Here is a 17,886-nt window from a genome sequence, read left to right as displayed (position 1 = left end):
TTGGAGAAAAATCCCTTAACCTAAATCGATGAACTGTAAAAGTTGAATCAATTCTTCTCGATTGAATTGTTTTAACACTTGCTGTTCATCTACCCCTACAACATCCTCCAATAACTGCCCTTTTTGCGAAATTAACTGATCGATTCTCTCTTCTATCGTTCCTAAAGTAACCAATTTAAAAACTTGGACTCCGCGTGTTTGTCCCATCCGATGCACCCGGTCAGTGGCTTGATTTTCACGCGCAGCATTCCACCAGCGGTCATAGTGGATAACTACAGATGCGGCGGTTAAATCAATTCCCAATCCAGCTGCACGCAATGAACCGACAAAAATCTCGCAGTTGGGATCCTGATTAAAGCGTTTGATGGGAGCCCTTCGATCGACGGTTGAACCGCGAATAGTGGCGTATTCAATCCCATTTTGTTGCAAATACAACTCAAAAATATCGAGCATACCCAAATATTGAGAAAAAACCACAACCTTCTGCGAGCTTTCTCGCGCTTCATCTAGCAATTCTTTAAAGAGATCCCACTTACCAGAGGAATAATCTTGATATTCTTCAGGTGTTTTTAAAAAGGCCGCGGGGTGATTGCAAATTTGCTTGAGTGAGGAAAGCAAGGCAAAAATATGCATATATGGGATGGCAATCGTGCGATCATGCAAAACTTGCAGAATTTTTTCTCGGGATCTCTCTAAGACCTCCACATACAAATGTTTTTGATCATCCACCAAAGTGCAGTGAGAGATTTCTTCTGTTTTTTCGGGCAGATCCAGCAGCACATCTTCTTTCTTTCTTCGAATAATAAATGGCTTTACAAAACGAGAAAGCAGTTGCTTTCTTTCTACACTTCCTTGGTTTTCAATCGGTTTGATAAAAAATTCCCGAAAGGAAGCATCATTCGGCATGTAAGTAGGGACCACAATATCAAACAGAGCTTTCAGCTCCCTTAAATGGTTTTCGTTGGGTGTTCCGGTTAGGCCAATACGCATTTCGGCTTTTACATGCATCAATGAGGAATAGATTTGGCTGGTATGATTTTTTGCAATTTGGACTTCGTCAAAAAAAACGACGGTGAAAGGCACTTTAGTTAAAACTTTTTGTTCATTTCTCCATACTCCATAGGAAGTCAACATTACCTCATACTGCTCATCAAAGTCTTCCAAACGTCTTCCACTTCCATAAAAAGTAAAGACTTTGGCAGAAGGCAAGAAGATCGCCATTTTTTCTTGCCAGTGGTAGATGACGGATGTGGGGCAAATGATGAGAAATTTGGCCTGTATTTTATTTTTTTGTTTAGCTAGTGATTCCTGGATCATAGCCATTAAAGCCATGGCTTGGTGAGTTTTACCCAAGCCCATATCATCGCAAATAAATCCTGAAAGATGGTGTTGATACAAAAACCACAACCACAAAACGCCCACTTGCTGGTAGGATCGCAGCTGGCATTTCAGCTGGGGAAGATCGGGAAATTCTCGAGGATGAAAATAAAGTAGCTCTTGCAAAACGCTTAACGAAGCTTTATCGAGATGACTTAAATTCACATCTTCCAAAATTTGCAGCCGAATCAGCTCCAAAGCAGTCATTGCCATGCTTCTTGAACGCAGATCGATCCGCTTTTTATCAAATATACGCAGCCATTCATACCTTTTTTCCAGTAGGTCAAAACGGCCTGCATCTGTAAAAAGATAACGCTGGTTATTTTTAAGGGCGCGCCAAAATGTGGGAATATCAACCATCCCCTTATCTGTTTGATATGCCAATTTAAGAACATACCATCCTCGCTCCAGAACCTCTTTTTTGATGAGATTTAGGATGACTAAACTTTGATAACGAGGCACCCCAAGCTTAGGATCAATTGTCCAGGCATATTTTTTTACGCTTTCCCATTCTTCTGAAAAAAATTCAGCTTGTCTTTTGGATTCAACGACAAATGGGAAACGGTATTTTTCAGGCAGAAAACGTTCACCCGTTAATTCGTAAAAGCCTTCTCCTTCTACAAAGGAAAAGCCTTCAAAAATACGCACATTTTCAGGCTGATATCCCTTGGTATATTCATATTTGGGACTGATCATAACTTCTTGATCGTCATTGACCGAAATTTCCAGGCCACATTTGGCAACAGGACAACTGTCACTAAAAAATCGTGGGATCAGATGCAATTCATCTTGATTCATTCGGATAAACAAAGGGAGCTGCTCGGCCGAAATCGATAAACCTGGATGGGCGGCAATAAGAGCACTCGCTTCAGCTTTGGGATAAAAGCCTTCAGCTTCCAAATAGACCCAGGCCCCGAAATCGCACCCTCTAATTACCCCTTTCTCTCCCTCTACCGATTTAAAAAAATGCAGGCGATTATCATCATCCAAAATATAGCCCAAACGAGGCTCTTTGCCCGTTAAATGGACTTCAAAACCTGGTTGCATATTGAGCCATACACGATATTGACTCACAAAATCATTCATATCATTTTTTGCCACAACGACGTGCATTTCCTCAAAAAACTTCCCTTCAATGCGGAAAAAGCCCTGTGCTTTGAGAAATATCCAATCGCCAAAAATCCAGGATCCCGATTTAGAGAGATCTCCACGCTCAAATAAATGCGCTTCAATGTGCAAATTCCAGTGTGTATCAAATTGAAATGTATAGGAAAGGGGATGCGGGGTTGCTTCTAATTGAACCTTCTTCAAACGAGATTTAATAAAAGCATGATGGTTATCCAAAGCCTGAGCGATTTGTTCTCCGTGCAATTTTTTGGCAGGAAAAAGATGAGCAGGAGTTAAAGCATAAAATCCTTCGGATGGAAAATACATCCATTCATGAAAATGGATCCCATTTTTTTTAATCCAAGAGCCGTTTTCGGCAATGTGGATTTCCATAGTTCCTTTTTGATCGTCAAATTCAATTTGATCGATGGCCTCTTCGGGAAGAGAAAACACTTTTAAAGGAGAGTGGACAGTATTTAACGCAGGAATAATGAGCTCTAGGATATCTTTGGATAGTTTAAAGTATAGGTGCACTTCTTGAAATTGGATCGAAATGCCACCAGGAATTTCCCCTGTAATACCCTGAAAATCAATGGTATATGAACGCTCTAATTCTTGCATTTCCATCAGCCATTTTGCTAAATCGCTCCAAAAAGAAAGTACATAGCTCAAGCCAAGGCTCGGTTGCCCAGACCTCCACTGCATGAGCTCCTCTTGTGTGAGATTGGAAAATTTTAAAGAGGTCTCTTCCGTTTCATCTAGGGGAGAATCCAAAATTTGATGCCAACGCGTTTGCACCTCAGCAGATAGAAATTCGAGTTTTACCCAAACATCTGCATCCTTACTTCCCACATAAAGGGTGTCGTCAACCTTCGTCATCACATCTGAGGAGTAGCCCACTTGCATGGCACATCCGCGGCATAACTGGTTCCACAAAGAACGTTCAAAACGTTGATGTAGAGGCTCGTGATGCTTTCCATAAATGCCTAAAAAAGCAACAGAAAGGTGCAAACAACCAGGATTTTCTTCTTCTCCCATGCAGGAGCAAAAGCAATCCTTTATCTGCCCTTTTTCATCTAGCTGTAAAAACGCCCACTCTTTTCTTTTCGTATGTGGGTCTTTTACCTGAACTTGGTAAGTGGGACCAGAAAATTCTAAATCACGAATTGCATGATTTTTCCATGCGATTTCCGCACTTTGCTGGTAGAACTTTAAAAACTCTGGAAGTTCAACCATAGATTAACTCCTATCTAATCCGGCTTTAACCGAAGAATAAACAACTTGAAAAAGATTGCAATAGAACATACACTTTTACACGTATTTTCACTGAGAGATTTATTTATTTTTTTTAAGGTATATATGAGCCAAACTAGAGATATCATTCGCGGAACACTGCTAATTGCTGGGACCTCAGTCGGAGGTGGAATGCTGGCACTTCCCGTTTTAACCAGCCTTGGGGGATTTCTTCCTTCTTTGGTCATTTATCTACTTTGTTGGCTTTTTATGGCTTGCACCGGCCTTCTCTTTTTGGAAATCTCTCTTTGGATGGGTAAGGAATCGAATATCGTTTCCATGGCAGAACAAACCCTAGGCTTACCTGGAAAAATTGTCGCCTGGATTGTCTATTTGTTCCTTTTTTACTGTTTAACAGTCGCTTACATTGTGGGCTGTGGAGATTTAGTCGTCAATTTATTCCCGCACTCGATTTCTGAATGGCAGGGTTCTTTGCTATTTGTAATTTGTTTTGCACCAATTGTTTTTGCAGGAGCCCATGTTGTCAGCAGGGTCAATAGCTATCTCATGCTGGGACTTGCCATTTTTTTCTGTGCCTTTGTTGTCATTGGCGTCCCGTTTGTGGATCCTCAAAATTTAAGAGAGCGTAATTGGACGCTAGCACTGATTGGGCTTCCCGTTTCGTTTACAGCCTTTGCTTACCAAGGGATTATTCCTACGCTCGTGCACTACATGTCTTTTGATACCAAACGGATTCGATTTTCCATTTTGTTTGGTAGCGCAATTCCTTTCATTGCCTACATCATTTGGCAGTGGCTAATTTTGGGAATTGTGCCGACTTATGGTCCTGGTGGTTTGGCAGAAGCCCTCCAGAATGGAGATACGGCGGTGCAACCTCTTAAACACTTTATTGATCACCCCTCTGTCTATATTGTGGGACAGTGTTTTGCTTTTTTTGCGCTTGTGACCTCTTTTTTTGGGGTTACCCTAGGATTACTCGACTTTTTGGCGGATGGCCTCAAAATTGAAAAAACAGCGATGGGCAAGTTTTTTATTTGCCTACTCATTTTTATTCCTCCTCTTGCAATTGCCTTTACTTTTCCGCATATTTTTTTAACGGCATTAGAGTATGCAGGAGGATTTGGATGTGCTATTTTATTAGGCTTATTACCGATTTTAATGGTATGGTCTGGACGTTACCGTTTGGGTTTAAAGGGCCCATATGCTTTGTGGGGAGGAAGACTTTTGTTGAGCGTTCTCTTCCTGTTTGTTATATTTGAAATCATAGTAGGATTGACTTTGACTTTTCAGAAATTAATCAGCTAATTAATCCTGATAATTCGCTTGACATTTTACTAGTATTTTAATAATTTACTGATAATTAAGCTTTTGTTTAATTGAGAGTGTTAAAAAGTGATACTACAGATTAATCTGTAATTAGTGCACAATTTCTCTCTCAAATCACATTTCAAACGGATCTATTCCTGGTATTGAGGGAGCTGCGAATTTTCTGTGCAACCAAAAACCTATATTGCAAGCGAGCATGAAATTGATCATGCGATGATTGATTCCGATGCTCTTTATGTTCTTCAAAGATTAAGAGATGCGGGATACACTGCTTACCTCGTTGGGGGAAGTGTTCGAGATTTACTCATTAAGCAAACTCCTAAAGATTACGATATTTCAACTTCTGCTAAACCAGAAGAAATTAAGCAGCTTTTCCAAAAAAGCTGCCTCTTAATCGGACGACGCTTTCGTTTAGCTCACATTCGCTTTAAGCATAAAATCATTGAAGTTTCGACTTTCCGTTCTGGTGACAATGAAGGGGATTTAATCCTTCAGGATAACCAATGGGGTTCTCCGGAAGAAGATGTTTTACGTCGAGATTTTACGATTAACGGCCTATTTTACGATCCCGCTAACCACTCGATCATTGATTTCGTGGGTGGTTGGGAAGATATTAAACATAAACTTTTGCGCACGATTGGTGATCCGGCCATCCGGTTTAAGCAGGATCCCGTTCGCATGATTCGATTGCTCAAGTTCCGCGCTCGATTCGGCTTTGAAATTGATGCCGACTCCAAAAAAGCGCTTGTTCAATGTCGCAAAGAAATCATGAAAAGTTCGCCCGCAAGAGTTTTGGAAGAAATTTTTAGAATGTTAGAATCAGGTTCTGCGGCCTCATTTTTTCATTTGATGGCAAAGGGAGGAATCCTTGAGCTTTTATTTCCTCTTTTAACCCAATTTTTAGCGACGCCTGCAGGCGAACAGATTTATCGGCATTTAAAAACGGTCGATTATATCAACCAGAATGCTGGCAAAAACCTGCTTGAAAGGGCTGTCTTAAGCGCCTGTTTGATTTTTCCTATTTTACAACAGGAAGTCAAAAAGCAGTATCTCGATGACGGGAGAACGCCACATATGGGAGAGATTATGATGCTCACTTCCTCGATTATAAAGGAAGTCGTCACCTCTTCTTTTACCCATTTTCCCCGCCGTTTGAGCTCTACAATGGCATTTGTGCTGGCCATGCAATATCGCTTAACGCCCCTTTCAGGGAAAAGACATTGCAACCCTAAGTTGATGCGAAACAAAGAATTCATCTATGCCTTAAAATTTTTGAAGGTGCGTTCTTTAATGGATAAGTCTCTTGAAGAGACCTACACCCATTCCAAAAACCTTTGGAAACAGCAGGTTAAACATGGCTACAAGCGGACTCATCCGGTGACTTCTAGCCATATGCATTCTTCTAAAAAAGGTTCGCATCATGCCCAATCCTCATAAGAAGCAGGTTTTGATTGCTCCTTCTGGAATGGAAGTTTCTTTTCGTGGCCCCTCTCTTGAAGAGGGGCCTTTGCCTTCCGTTTTCTATTTCGCACTTTCTAAAAAGGATACCCTTTTTGTCGATCCTTACAATAAGCCCTCTACCGTATGGGATGCTCTTGGCATCCGTGTTTTTGCTGTCGATTTGCCAGGGCATGGAGATGGATTTGAAAATAGAGAAGCCATGCATTACTGGGCTCAAGCCTTAAGCCAGGATCCTTTTTTTCTCGAAAAATTTGTAGCTTCTTGTGGTGAGATTGTCGATTACCTGATTGAGAAAAATTATACCTCATCTGGAGCGATAGGGACAGCAGGACTCTCGCGAGGAGGATTCATCGCAACCCAACTGGCTGCTCAAAATACACATGTTTCGTCTGTTTTAGGATTTGCCCCATTGACTCAGCTTAGTTGCTTAACTGAATATCAAGAACACGCTGTTATCCCTTTCCCCCAGCATCATTTGGATACTCTCGCCCACTTGTTAATCGATAAAAATATCCGTTATTATATTGGCAATCGAGATCTTCGGGTTAGCACAGATGCCTGCTTTCAATGCATTCGCACCATTGCTGATGCAGCTTTTGAACATGGCAGGCGCTCCCCCACTGCAGAACTTGTACTTTTTCCTTCAATTGGACATAAAGGACATGGAACTCCACCTTATATCTTTGAAGAGGGAGCTCGTTGGCTAGCGGAAAAGCTAACAAACTGAACCTGCGTGCAGGATAATTGAGAAAAAGTTATAATTCTCCTCAAAATCAATTGGGACAATAAAAAATGAAGCATCCATATTACTCCATCGTGATTCCTTTAAAAGATGAAGAAGACAACATCATCCCATTAATCGCTGAAGTTGAATCAGTGATGGAAAAACTAGAACAGCCCTGGGAATTGATTTGCGTCGAAGATGGTTCGCAAGACAAAACGCCAGATATTTTAAAAGCTTTAGCGCAAGAAAAACCGTATTTACGCGCGCTTATCTTCACGCAAAATTTTGGACAATCGAGTGCATTTGATGCTGGTTTTAAAGCTGCACGAGGAGAGTTTGTGATCACATTGGATGGAGATCGACAAAACGACCCGAGTGATATCCCTCGCCTTTTAGAAGCCGCCAAAGAATATGATTTAGTTTGCGGTATCCGTACGAAACGGAAAGATAATTGGGTGAAAAGAATCACCTCTCGCATTGCCAACTTTGTGCGTAGTCGTTTATGCCAAGATGGCGTGCAAGACACCGGATGTTCCCTCAAAGTCTATCGTACGACTTGCCTTAAACAAATTAAAATGTTTCATGGCATGCATCGTTTTTTACCCGCTTTATTTCGGATGGAAGGATTCCGCATTACTCAAGTGCCCGTCAACCACCGCGAACGCACGCAAGGTACAACCAAATACAATTTCTTCAACCGCTCCTTCAATACCGTGGCAGATATGCTAGCAGTGCGTTGGATGACACAGCGTAAATTGAATTATACGATTGAAAAAGAGCTGCCATGAGTGACAATTGGCGTGAAGGATTATACATTTTAGGCTTTCTCCCCCACGCGTTGTTTACAGGGCGCGCGCTTTTGCAGTGGATGATCAGTGAAAAAGAAAAGAAGAGTTTGGTCACTCCAACTTTTTGGAAACTTTCTTTAGCCGGAAATCTGTTCTTGCTAGTGCATGCTTTTATTCAAATGCAGTATCATGTCTGTGTGATTCAAGCCGCGAATGCTGTGGTTTCTTGGCGCAATTTAAATTTAATGAAACCACAAACAGATCAAGCAGCATTTCGCACAGTAGTCCTGCTCTTTATGTTTAGCATTTGCAGCGTGACTTTGGGCTTTTATGGGCAAGCGCACTTCCTGGAAACCTCCAATTGGTTTCGGATCCCCTCTTCTCCCTGGCACCAAGGTGAAGAAACGAGCTTTTTTTGGCATTGCTTAGGCACAATTGGCCTGGCCCTATTCGCTAGCCGTTTCTGGATTCAATGGTGGTGTGCAGAAAAACACAAAAAAAGTTATTTAGGACCCTTATTCTGGTGGTTAAGTGCTGTTGGTGAATGCTTGAGTCTCGTTTACTTTTTACGCATTTTTGACCCTGTGCACTTTATTGGCCCAGCCTTTGGATTAATCCCTGCAATCCGCAATTTGATGTTGATTGCACAAGCAAAAAAACCTCTACAGGTAAAGCAGGAAGCATGAACGCAAAACAAAAATCTATTTTTCTTTTTGCTGGAGAACAAAGCGGCGACCTGCATGGTCAAAATCTGCTGCAGCATTTGCAACAAAAGCTACCCGATTATACTTTCTCAGGAGTCGGCGGACCATTAATGCGTCCTTTTTTCACCTCTTCCGTTTTGCGCATGGAAGATTTTGAGGTGATGGGTTTTTCAGATGTTTTACGTTCCCTTCCCAAGCTAACTCGTCAGTTCTATCAAGTACGAAATGCCATTCTCGACACACTGCCAGAAGCTGTCATTCTCATTGATTATCCTGGATTTAATCTAAGACTAGCTAAAGCCTTAAGAAAAAAAGGATACAAAGGTAAAATCGTCCAATATATTTGCCCAAGCGTGTGGGCCTGGGGAAAAGGGCGCATTGAGCATATGGCAAACACCTTAGATTTGCTGCTCTCGATTGTGCCCTTTGAAAAACAACTTTTTTCACACACCCCTCTACGTGTGGAATACATTGGAAATCCACTCCTTACCTCTATTCAGAGCTATTCTTATCATCAGGATTGGATGGAGCTTTTGGGTATCAAGCCCGCGAATCAATTGATTGCTCTATTTCCTGGAAGCCGCAAAGGGGAAATTCAACGCAATTTACCCATCCAGTTAAAAGCTGCTCAGCTGATGAAAAGAGAGGATCGCACATTTGCCATCTCTTGTGCACACCCTGAAATTATTCCTGTCATGCAAAGCATCCTTGAAGAGACAGACTTAAAATTGCACCAAGATGTTTTTCTTGTCCCCAAAGCGTATACTTACGAATTGATGAAGGACAGCCACGCCGCTATTGCGAAATCAGGAACTGTGACATTAGAATTGGCTCTCCATCAAAGGCCGTCGACAGTGATCTATCAACTGACGGCACTCAATCGCTTCATCGCTAAATATATTCTTCGATTGAATCTCCCCTACTATTCCATCGCCAACATTCTCGCTCAAAAACAGCTTTTCCCAGAGCTGATTGCGACTGGTCTTACACCTAAAAATGTACATGCCAAAATGGAAGATCTAGCTGATCCAGAGTCCAACAATCGCCAAACCTGCATCCAACAATGTCAAGACTTGGTCCCCTTTCTTTCGCAAAAAAACAATCCCTGTGAACAAGCCACTCAAGCGCTCTTGGAGATGCTAGGTAGATGATCCGTGCGATTTATCAAAGGTTCAAGAAAAAAAGTCTTCCTTATATCTTCGCTTACATAGGCAAAGCCATCGTGCGATTTCTGGTGTACACATGCCGATTTAAAGTCGAAGGAGTGGAGCAATTTGTTCAAATGGGTTCCAGCCGCCCTTGTATTGTCATGTTGTGGCATAACCGTTTGGCATTATGTGCGGAAATTGTTTCTCAATTTGCCCCACAGTTTATGTATGCAGCCTTTGTCAGCAACAGTCGCGATGGAGAACCTCTTGCCATTCTGGCTGAAAGCTACCCTTGTGGGACAACAATACGCGTTCCCCACACAGGTCGACACGAAGCCTTAAAAAAGATGATTGAGCGCCTGAAGCAAGGCAAAGAAGTGATGCTTATTACCCCGGATGGCCCCCGAGGGCCTCGCTACGAAGTGAAACCTGGAATAGCACTTGCGGCCCAACAAACCGGAGCGGCAGTATTTCCGATGAGCTGGTCAGCCACCCGCTTTTGGCAATTTAATACATGGGATCGTTTGATTCTGCCAAAACCTTTTTCGACCATCTCAGTGATCTTTGGATCACCTGTCGAACTCGAACAACAAAATTCGCCTCTTGAAGAAAGCACAAAAACGCTAGAAAATGCCTTAAAAGGGATTGATTTCAAGGCTTGCACTTCATTGTTTACGAATCCTGCTGAATGGCCTAATTAAAAAATTACGAACTAACCAACTATTCTGAACATTTTCTTCTGTAACAATTTTGACTTGTCTTATTTGAATAGTCATTCCAAGAACCACATTTACAGCAATCCCAAAACATATATCCTTCCCCACATTCGTCAAAGTCCTTGGACTATTTCATAACGACCTTTCGCCCATTGAAGGGCTTCTCGAATCAATTCCATGGCTAATCCACAGCCTCGATGAGCTGAATGTGTACAAATCCCATGCAGGACACCTATTTTATGCCATTTCCCTTCGATAAGCATCGGACATTCCAAAAGGGCGACATGGGATAAAATGTTTCCTTGTTCTTGCTTGATAAAGAGCTTACTTGCCTCCCAGGAAAATCCAAGAGCTTTGCGACGGATAATCACGTCTCTAATTCCCGGAAATGATTCGTCTAGAAGATTGATATAATTTTTTTCCATGAAACAGCCTTAGGTTTTCTTCCAGGTATTAGCTTTGAATGTTGCAAGTTATTCCGAAAATAATTTTTTGACTTAAATTTAAGCATTATTCAATGATCATCGGAAATGATCAAGGAAAAATTAATGAAAACAATATGCATCAAAACCAGGCTGTGAAAGGATTTAATTGAAGAAGTTAGACTGTGGTTTCAGACACTCAAAGAAAAGATGAACGAAACATTAGAGTCTTTAGAAAATGAAGGAGTTTTTGTGGAGTCAGCTTTTCTTGATCAGCAGGGGAATGACCTGTATCTCATTTACTATATGAAAGCCGAAGATATCACTCGTGCGTATGAGGTATTTACCAAATCAAATCTAGCAATTGATCATTATTACAAAAATTGCTGGAAAACATATTGTGAAGGACGCGAGGTGTTAGAGGAACTTTTAGACATTGATAGATTCGAAAGTTTAAAATCCTACAAGGAATAAAACAACCTTTAAACTCTATCAGTGAAAGCATCTTTTCAACAAATCTGTCCATGAGCCATCATTTCATGTTGATCTTAACTGAAAAACTCACGGATCATCCTCTAGCTTAGGAATGATTCTTTCCGGAATGTGGATATGTGCATTCGAAAACTGCAAGGGATACGTATTCAGATACTGGGAGAGATAATGATAGGTTCCCAATCCCACAGAGGCTGTTAACGAAAGCCGCTTCGCTAAAGATGCCACATGAGCAAGACCAATATCGCTTTCAAATGAACTACTTAATACGAGACTGATCCCTTTTTTAAGCGTCCATTCATGTAGATCAAGACATCCTAATAGCCCTCCCTGAATTGTTGGTTTATAAATCACCGCTTTCAAAGCAGGGATTTTTTCTAAATCTTCCAGAGACAAATCATGCGGGAAAGATTCATCAACAGCAAGTGGCAGTTGAAATAGGGTAAGATCCTGGGGATTTTGAAAAGGCTCTTCCACATAATCAAAAGCATCGAAAGAATATTGTGAGAAAAAATCAAGAGATTCTTTTGTATTCCATGCCCGATTAACATCTATGCGCAAACGGAATCGATTCTTCAAAAGCGCAATGATGCTTTCAGCCTCTTTAAAAGTTAAATTGCTGACCTTCAACTTGGCGGAAGTAAATCCTTCGGCGTATCTTAAAGTTGCCTGCTGCATAATCTCTTCTACAGACCCCATAAATAATGCACTGACAGGAATAAAAGTAGATGGAAGCGGATTTAAGATTGAAAAAAGGGCAGACTCAAAACCAAATGTAAGGGATGGACAGAGATCAAATTTTGCCAGTTCTTTTAAGCATGTAGACTTTTCCCATATATGATTTAATAGATCTTGTTTCTTTTGAATGAGCTCTGCTAAAGCCTCTTTCAATGTCTCTCGACTCCATTTAGGAAGAGGAGCAATTTCCCCCCAGCCACTATTCCCCAACTGATCCACAACATGCAACAAAACCCCTTCTCTCATTTGGTGGTTTTTTAAGGGAATCTGATAAGGAAAAAGAGACAGTGTTTGAATACGCATATTTATTCTAAGTTCAAATTTTTAATGAGCAACTTCCTAGCAAAACTCCGATTTAAAATGACTTGATGAATTAATGCGAGTGATTTTTTTTACTTATTGGGATAAAAATGAATGGACCAATACTTACTCTTTTCATCAAAAGTGGCCAAAAGATTGATGTAATCAGCTTCCCTAAGCTTTTTTGACATATTGTTGCTTAAAATGATATCTAATGGATTAATTTGCACGTGTATGTAAGGGATATCTCTTCTATGAGATATTCTAAGAGGAATTTGACATTTGACAATAGCTTGTGCCAACTCAACAACATCATCAAGATTAAACCATCGCAATAGACTTGTTTCTTTCTCTTCACCCGGCCAACAATGCGTGTATTTGGATTGCGCTTTTTCAATCACAATCCCTGGCACTCTTATTGCAGGCCGTCTTAAAACATAATTTCCATCTTCAAAATTTTTATGAGAAAAAAATTCCGCATGCATGTATGACAGAGGGCAAAAATCCAACTCGTAAACATATTGAGGGTTTAGCGGCAGCGTTACAGCATTTTGCTCAAGCTCATTTTTAGCAAAAGAGCTTAATATCCCCTCCGGGTGCACTTTCATTATAGCTTCAATAGAAATTGCAACACTTTGCAAATCTAAATGGGTTCTTTCTCGTTCAACGCCTAGGTGCATAGCAACAAAAGTTCCTTCTTGATTAATGTATGCTCCTCCTGAAGACCTATACTTAATTTCCCGGGTGAATAAACGGTTAGTGATTGCACCAACTCTTTGTTCTACCTCCATTTTATAAAAAGACACTTTTAAAGACTTCCCTATGGGGTAATGCAAAAAAATGGGGGTAGGAGTAAATGCTGAACCATCGCAAATTGGCAAAACACTGAGCATTTTTCCAGGTAATCCATCTAGATGGATAATGGCATAGTCTAAGATAGGATCACATTCGACGATCCCCAGTACCTTGGAAGATTGTCCTGGAAGTTCCTTTCCTTGATAAAAAACATTTCGAAAAACAGCTGTCAAATTTCTTACATCAACGTCAGCGATACAATGGTAAGGAGTAATGGCCAGGTTAAATGAAATGAGCGTACAGTTTCCAAGCTGGCTTGTAGAATCGTTTATCCTTCCTACAGCTTGCCAAATTTTTCGAAGCGTGAATGACAAATGATGGCTTACGGGTTCATTTCCGTTAGATTGCACAAACTGTTGGTTGCTCTCTAAACAGAACCCCTCTTGTGAAGAAAAATCAGTTGAAAAATGCATGACAACACCTCACTGCTTTCTAATTAAAGATAAAAAATTCTTAACAAGTTTTTTTTTATGAGAAAAGAGAAAAGTGCGCTTTCATACGCTCAATCAGATTTTGTTGGATGAAATGGACGGCTCCTGAAATACCGCTTAGCATAGAGCGAGGGGTGACATTACCGTGGCATTTAACCACAATGCGTTCAAGACCGCCTGGAGATTCGGCATGATCAAATAATTTTTAGATAGCATCAAAGTGTTCGCTATTGCCCAGTTGATTGCGAAGGAGCTTAAAAATCAGCGAAGAAATACCTTCACAAGATTTTAATAAAATATTCCCCATGAAGCCGTCCGTCACAACAACATCCACGTTTCCGCAAAAACATCTTTTCCCTCCACATTCCCAATGAAATTTAAAGGAAGATCTATTTTTTTGAGACGCCATGTCTCTACGTATTGTTGTAGTTCTTGATAAGCCTTCCTCAGTTCATGAGGCCCTTTTAAAGGTTCAATGCCAACATTCAGTAGACCCACGTTTGGACAGGTTGTCTTTTCAATGCTCTTTTGAAAGAGAGCTCCCAATTGGGCAAACTGCACATAATGCTCTGCTGTACACGTGATGTTGCCGCCTGCATCAATAAAGGAAACATTGCCTTTCTCATCGGTGGTCCTAAACATGTAATGCTGACTTAAATTTTATTGACTTTTCAGTGATAAAAGTCTTTCTTATTTAGATCTTACTTGGAGACCTACAATGACTTTGACTTGCCCAATCTGTACCTCGACGACGATCAAAAAGAATGGCCATATCCACAATGGAAAGCAAAATCATCAGTGTCTTAAATGTGGGTATCAGTTTGTCATAGCCCCCAAAACAAAATTATTAGCGAAGAGAGACGGGGTTTAATTCGTCAGTCACTTTTAGAACGGGTTTCATTAGAGGGCATTTGTCGAATTTTTACCGTCAATATGCCGTGGCTTTTACAATTCATTAACGAAATTGAGGATTTACCCGAGAACTTAAATGCCACAGTAATTAACACAGAAGAGTTCGAGTTGCCATTATTGAATTGGATGAACAGTGGAGCTATGCAGGGAGCAAGAATAATCAGCAACGGCTTTGGCTAGCTTTTCACTCGCCTACGCGACAAGTTTTAGCGATGCATGTGGGTAAACGCACACGAAAAGATGCTAAATGCTTGCGGGGAAAATTACCTGAAGACTTAAAAAAAGCCATCTTTTATGCAGATAAATTCTCAGTGTACTATGAAGTTGTTCCTTGGATACGACACCGACCAGTCGGAAAGGAGTCAGGAAAAACGAGTTACTTGAAAGATTTAATAATACGCTCAGAAAAAAATGTGCACGATGTATAAGAAAAACGCTATCATTCTCAAAGTAACTTGCAAAGTATGCCGGGATGATCAAATATTTTATTTGCGATTACAATCAACATCGAGCATTACATATTTAGGACTACCTGCAAGTGAACGATGGAAATAAAATTGGTTGGAAATATTGGTTTACAATAGAAGGAAACGTAATGGATGACTATTTAAATATCGAAAACACATTAAAAGGCATGTTCGAAAATGCATGTAAACTTATTGTTAATGAATACATAAATGAACCGAAATTTCAACTATGCGTTAATACAATAAAAACTACAATAACCCATTTTAATTCTAAAAAAACATAAGGAAAATGACAATTAATGAATATCGTATTTACGGAATGGGATAAAGCTTTAGTTTTATTAATTTTTTTTGTTTTTATATTTATTTTTTCATTTCTTTCCAGAATAACAATTTTTAATGAATTAGATTATTATGAAATCAAATATACACAAAAAACAAAAAAAAGGACGCTATGGCTAATATTTTTCAGTCTCTCCTCTGTAGCACTATGGTGGCATATTTTACAACGATTGCTTTTACGACTGCAACTCTAGTTTCTCCCCCTTTAATGGCTGCAAATCTTGATCTTGCTACTATCAATTTCGGGATTAAAATCGAAAAAATATATGAGAAAGTCAAAAGGTCTATTGATAAGGGTGAAACGAACAAACTTATAGGATACATGTATGATTTTAAACATGAAGTTGAACAGTATACTGGCACCAAAATTGATATTAATAAGCAGATAGATCAAGCCCAAAAAGAGGCGAGAGCACGAGGGCAAAAAATTGATGATAAATACATTAAACAAATAAAAAAAGACTTTAAGAAAGAAGATAAAAGCATAAACATCGCGCCGTTTGGTTTGCTCAATGTGACGAGTTAAACATTCCCTATACAAGTTTTGAAGCCGATATGCGTTTTGATATAAATTACACCATAGCAAAATCTGCAAAAGGAAAAGAAGAAAAGCGTGAGGAAGTGCCTGTAACTATTATGGTAGGTGTTACAGTTTCTTTGTGTGGATTATTTTTAATTTATGTTCCTCTTCCTGGATGTCAAATAGCAGGAGGTTGGTTGCTAAATACTGGAGTAGGAATTCTTGGAAGCGACGCTCTTGCTAGATGGGACGTTTACGATCAAGAACAAAGGAAGAAAGACAAGTAATATAAGGGCGGCTTAGCCGCTCTAAACGATAAATTCTATGTCTGAAAAATCCCCTAATAAATACCAGAGAACGTTGAAACTAAAAAAATTCAAGAATTTTTTTGAGGATTTGCAATTTGAATATTCACCTTCACGTAATGTTTACGAAGTTTTTCGCAACTGATAAAGGGCTAATCCATCGTAGCCCTTCTTGAATCATTTCGTGAAGATGTTTTGAAGCCTTTTATTTTTCAGGATAAAAATGAATCGACCAATATTTTGTCTGAAAATCAAAAGCTGCATAAAGGTTAACTGTGCGAACATTTTTTAGTTTTTTTGACAACTCTTTACTTACAAGAATATCTGCAGAATTTATTCTAATGAGGTTTCCTGCTACGTTTTTCGCATGAAATTCTCTAAATAATGGCCGACTCGCCATAATCGCCTCTGCCAATTCAATAATTTCATCTAAATAAAATCCGTTAAAAGAGCTCCCTTTTTTCCCTGGATATGGTTTTGGCCACTGCGGAGTATGCTTGGCTTGATAATGCTCAATCATCACTCCTGGCAAGTCCCTGGTAGGTTTTCGCAGTATATAATTGCCATTGCTAAGATTAGCATGAATAAATTTTTCAAGTGTAATATAGGGATAATCGTAAGGAGTTAATCTTTCAACACACTGCCTCGTTTGAATTGTTGCGTCTTGTGGAAGTTCTTTTCTAGCAAAAGCACTCAATAATCCCCTGGGATGATGTTGAATCATCGTTTCGATGGATATGGCAATCCTAAGTAAATTAAATCCTGTCATTTCTCGCTCTGTCCCTAAATGCATAGCGAAAAAATGTCCTCGAGGATTTACATAGGCCCCTCCAGAAGAGCCGTAATCGGTATCATGATAAGTCAAAAGACGTCCAAAAATAGGCGTCGTTTTTGTATCATTTTCCATATGATGAACGGACACCTTAAGTGGCTTTCCTAAAGGATGATGCAAAAGTAAAGGTTCAGAACAAATTCCAGAGTCTTGACAAAGAGGTAACCACCCATATTTTCTACCGGGATCTCCTCCTAATTGCATGATCGCATAATCTAATTCGACATCACACTCTACAACGCCTTGTACGGGAAACGGTTCTCCTCTACATTCGCGTCTATTGTAAATGACATTTTGAAAGACAACAGTCAAGTTTTTCAATTCCTGACCTGCAATGCAATGATAGGGAACAATGGCCAAGTTAAAAGAAAGGAGTGAACAGGTCCCTAATTGACCAGTTTCATCGTTAACCTTGCCTACAGCTGCTTGAATTTTTTTTAAAGTTTCTGCCAAAGAAACATCATAGAGGTCATTTAAATGCCCTTCTTCTACAGGATCTTTTTGAATAACCTCACAAATATTAGCCTGTGGAAGTCTTTGTACGCGAAATTGCCCCAAAAGAGAAGCGTACTGGCTTGCCCCGGTTGCGGGAATTAAAGATTCAAAAGCCTTTACACTAGAAGAATAATCCGTATAAGAATACATGACAGAGATCCTTTTTGATT

The 17,886-nt window shown here is 40.0% G+C and carries 15 protein-coding genes and 2 pseudogenes; 11 read left to right on the top strand and 6 right to left on the bottom strand.

Features of this window, described 5'->3' with window-relative positions; translation table 11 throughout:
- Positions 1–15 precede the first annotated feature (15 nt).
- On the bottom strand, positions 16–3,720 hold the full coding sequence (locus tag AB7E63_RS01815) for a DEAD/DEAH box helicase (protein WP_428418531.1): 3,705 nt from the start codon (positions 3,718–3,720) through the stop codon (positions 16–18).
- Positions 3,721–3,843: 123 nt separating this feature from the next.
- Between AB7E63_RS01815 and AB7E63_RS01810 the strand changes: the two genes are divergently transcribed.
- The 7 genes from AB7E63_RS01810 (at position 3,844) to AB7E63_RS01780 (ending at position 10,590) form a co-directional block, all read left to right on the top strand.
- Positions 3,844–5,043, top strand: a complete 1,200-nt coding sequence (locus tag AB7E63_RS01810; protein ID WP_006340333.1) for an amino acid permease — start codon at positions 3,844–3,846, stop codon at positions 5,041–5,043.
- Between the two features lie 186 nt (positions 5,044–5,229).
- On the top strand, positions 5,230–6,501 hold the full coding sequence (gene pcnB / locus AB7E63_RS01805; RefSeq protein ID WP_006340332.1) for a polynucleotide adenylyltransferase PcnB: 1,272 nt from the start codon (positions 5,230–5,232) through the stop codon (positions 6,499–6,501).
- Positions 6,485–7,252, top strand: a complete 768-nt coding sequence (locus AB7E63_RS01800; RefSeq protein ID WP_006340331.1) for an alpha/beta hydrolase family protein — start codon at positions 6,485–6,487, stop codon at positions 7,250–7,252. The genes pcnB and AB7E63_RS01800 overlap by 17 nt, the downstream gene beginning before the upstream one ends.
- A 65-nt stretch (positions 7,253–7,317) precedes the next feature.
- On the top strand, positions 7,318–8,037 hold the full coding sequence (locus tag AB7E63_RS01795) for a glycosyltransferase family 2 protein (protein WP_006340330.1): 720 nt from the start codon (positions 7,318–7,320) through the stop codon (positions 8,035–8,037).
- A complete protein-coding gene (locus tag AB7E63_RS01790; RefSeq protein WP_013924332.1) occupies positions 8,034–8,723 on the top strand; it encodes a lipid-A-disaccharide synthase N-terminal domain-containing protein in 690 nt (229 codons plus the stop codon). Before AB7E63_RS01795 ends, AB7E63_RS01790 begins: the two co-directional genes overlap by 4 nt.
- Positions 8,720–9,892, top strand: a complete 1,173-nt coding sequence (lpxB, locus tag AB7E63_RS01785; protein WP_006340327.1) for a lipid-A-disaccharide synthase — start codon at positions 8,720–8,722, stop codon at positions 9,890–9,892. Before AB7E63_RS01790 ends, lpxB begins: the two co-directional genes overlap by 4 nt.
- The gene (locus AB7E63_RS01780) at positions 9,889–10,590 is read left to right on the top strand and encodes a lysophospholipid acyltransferase family protein (protein WP_006340326.1); all 702 of its coding nucleotides are present in this window, start codon (positions 9,889–9,891) and stop codon (positions 10,588–10,590) included. The genes lpxB and AB7E63_RS01780 overlap by 4 nt, the downstream gene beginning before the upstream one ends.
- 128 nt (positions 10,591–10,718) lie before the next feature.
- Here the strand turns inward: AB7E63_RS01780 and AB7E63_RS01775 are convergent, their stop codons facing one another.
- Entirely contained in the window at positions 10,719–11,030 is a 312-nt protein-coding gene (locus tag AB7E63_RS01775) for a GNAT family N-acetyltransferase (RefSeq protein WP_006340325.1), read from the bottom strand.
- Between the two features lie 165 nt (positions 11,031–11,195).
- On the opposite strand from AB7E63_RS01775, the gene AB7E63_RS01770 reads away from it, so the two are divergent.
- Complete coding sequence (locus tag AB7E63_RS01770; protein ID WP_332370251.1) at positions 11,196–11,501, top strand: DUF6176 family protein; 306 nt, start codon at positions 11,196–11,198, stop codon at positions 11,499–11,501.
- A gap of 87 nt (positions 11,502–11,588) precedes the next feature.
- Here the strand turns inward: AB7E63_RS01770 and menC are convergent, their stop codons facing one another.
- The 3 genes and pseudogenes from menC to AB7E63_RS01755 all read right to left on the bottom strand — a co-directional run bounded on the left by menC (position 11,589) and on the right by AB7E63_RS01755 (position 14,485).
- Entirely contained in the window at positions 11,589–12,560 is a 972-nt protein-coding gene (gene menC / locus AB7E63_RS01765) for an o-succinylbenzoate synthase (protein WP_006340323.1), read from the bottom strand.
- Positions 12,561–12,649: 89 nt separating this feature from the next.
- Entirely contained in the window at positions 12,650–13,825 is a 1,176-nt protein-coding gene (locus AB7E63_RS01760) for a trypsin-like peptidase domain-containing protein (protein WP_006340322.1), read from the bottom strand.
- A 223-nt stretch (positions 13,826–14,048) separates the two neighbouring features.
- Positions 14,049–14,485 (bottom strand): annotated as a pseudogene (locus AB7E63_RS01755) (hypothetical protein).
- A gap of 76 nt (positions 14,486–14,561) precedes the next feature.
- Here AB7E63_RS01755 and AB7E63_RS01750 point away from each other — a divergent pair.
- From AB7E63_RS01750 to AB7E63_RS01740, 3 genes and pseudogenes are all read left to right on the top strand, one after another.
- Positions 14,562–15,281: pseudogene (locus AB7E63_RS01750) on the top strand (IS1 family transposase).
- A 395-nt stretch (positions 15,282–15,676) separates the two neighbouring features.
- Positions 15,677–16,090 (top strand): hypothetical protein, encoded by a 414-nt coding sequence (locus AB7E63_RS01745; protein WP_039378372.1) that lies wholly within the window; start codon positions 15,677–15,679, stop codon positions 16,088–16,090.
- 29 nt (positions 16,091–16,119) lie between these two features.
- Complete coding sequence (locus AB7E63_RS01740) at positions 16,120–16,371, top strand: hypothetical protein (RefSeq protein ID WP_428418525.1); 252 nt, start codon at positions 16,120–16,122, stop codon at positions 16,369–16,371.
- A gap of 223 nt (positions 16,372–16,594) precedes the next feature.
- On the opposite strand, the gene AB7E63_RS01735 is transcribed toward AB7E63_RS01740, so the two are convergent.
- Positions 16,595–17,866, bottom strand: coding sequence for a trypsin-like serine peptidase (locus AB7E63_RS01735; RefSeq protein WP_059360240.1), 1,272 nt, complete (start codon positions 17,864–17,866; stop codon positions 16,595–16,597).
- Between the last annotated feature and the right edge of the window lie 20 nt (positions 17,867–17,886).

The organism is Parachlamydia sp., from assembly GCF_050255895.1.
Taxonomy (GTDB): Bacteria; Chlamydiota; Chlamydiia; order Chlamydiales; family Parachlamydiaceae; genus Parachlamydia; species Parachlamydia acanthamoebae.
Note: the sequence above shows the minus strand (reverse complement) of the source record. Positions and strands in the feature narration are given on the sequence as shown.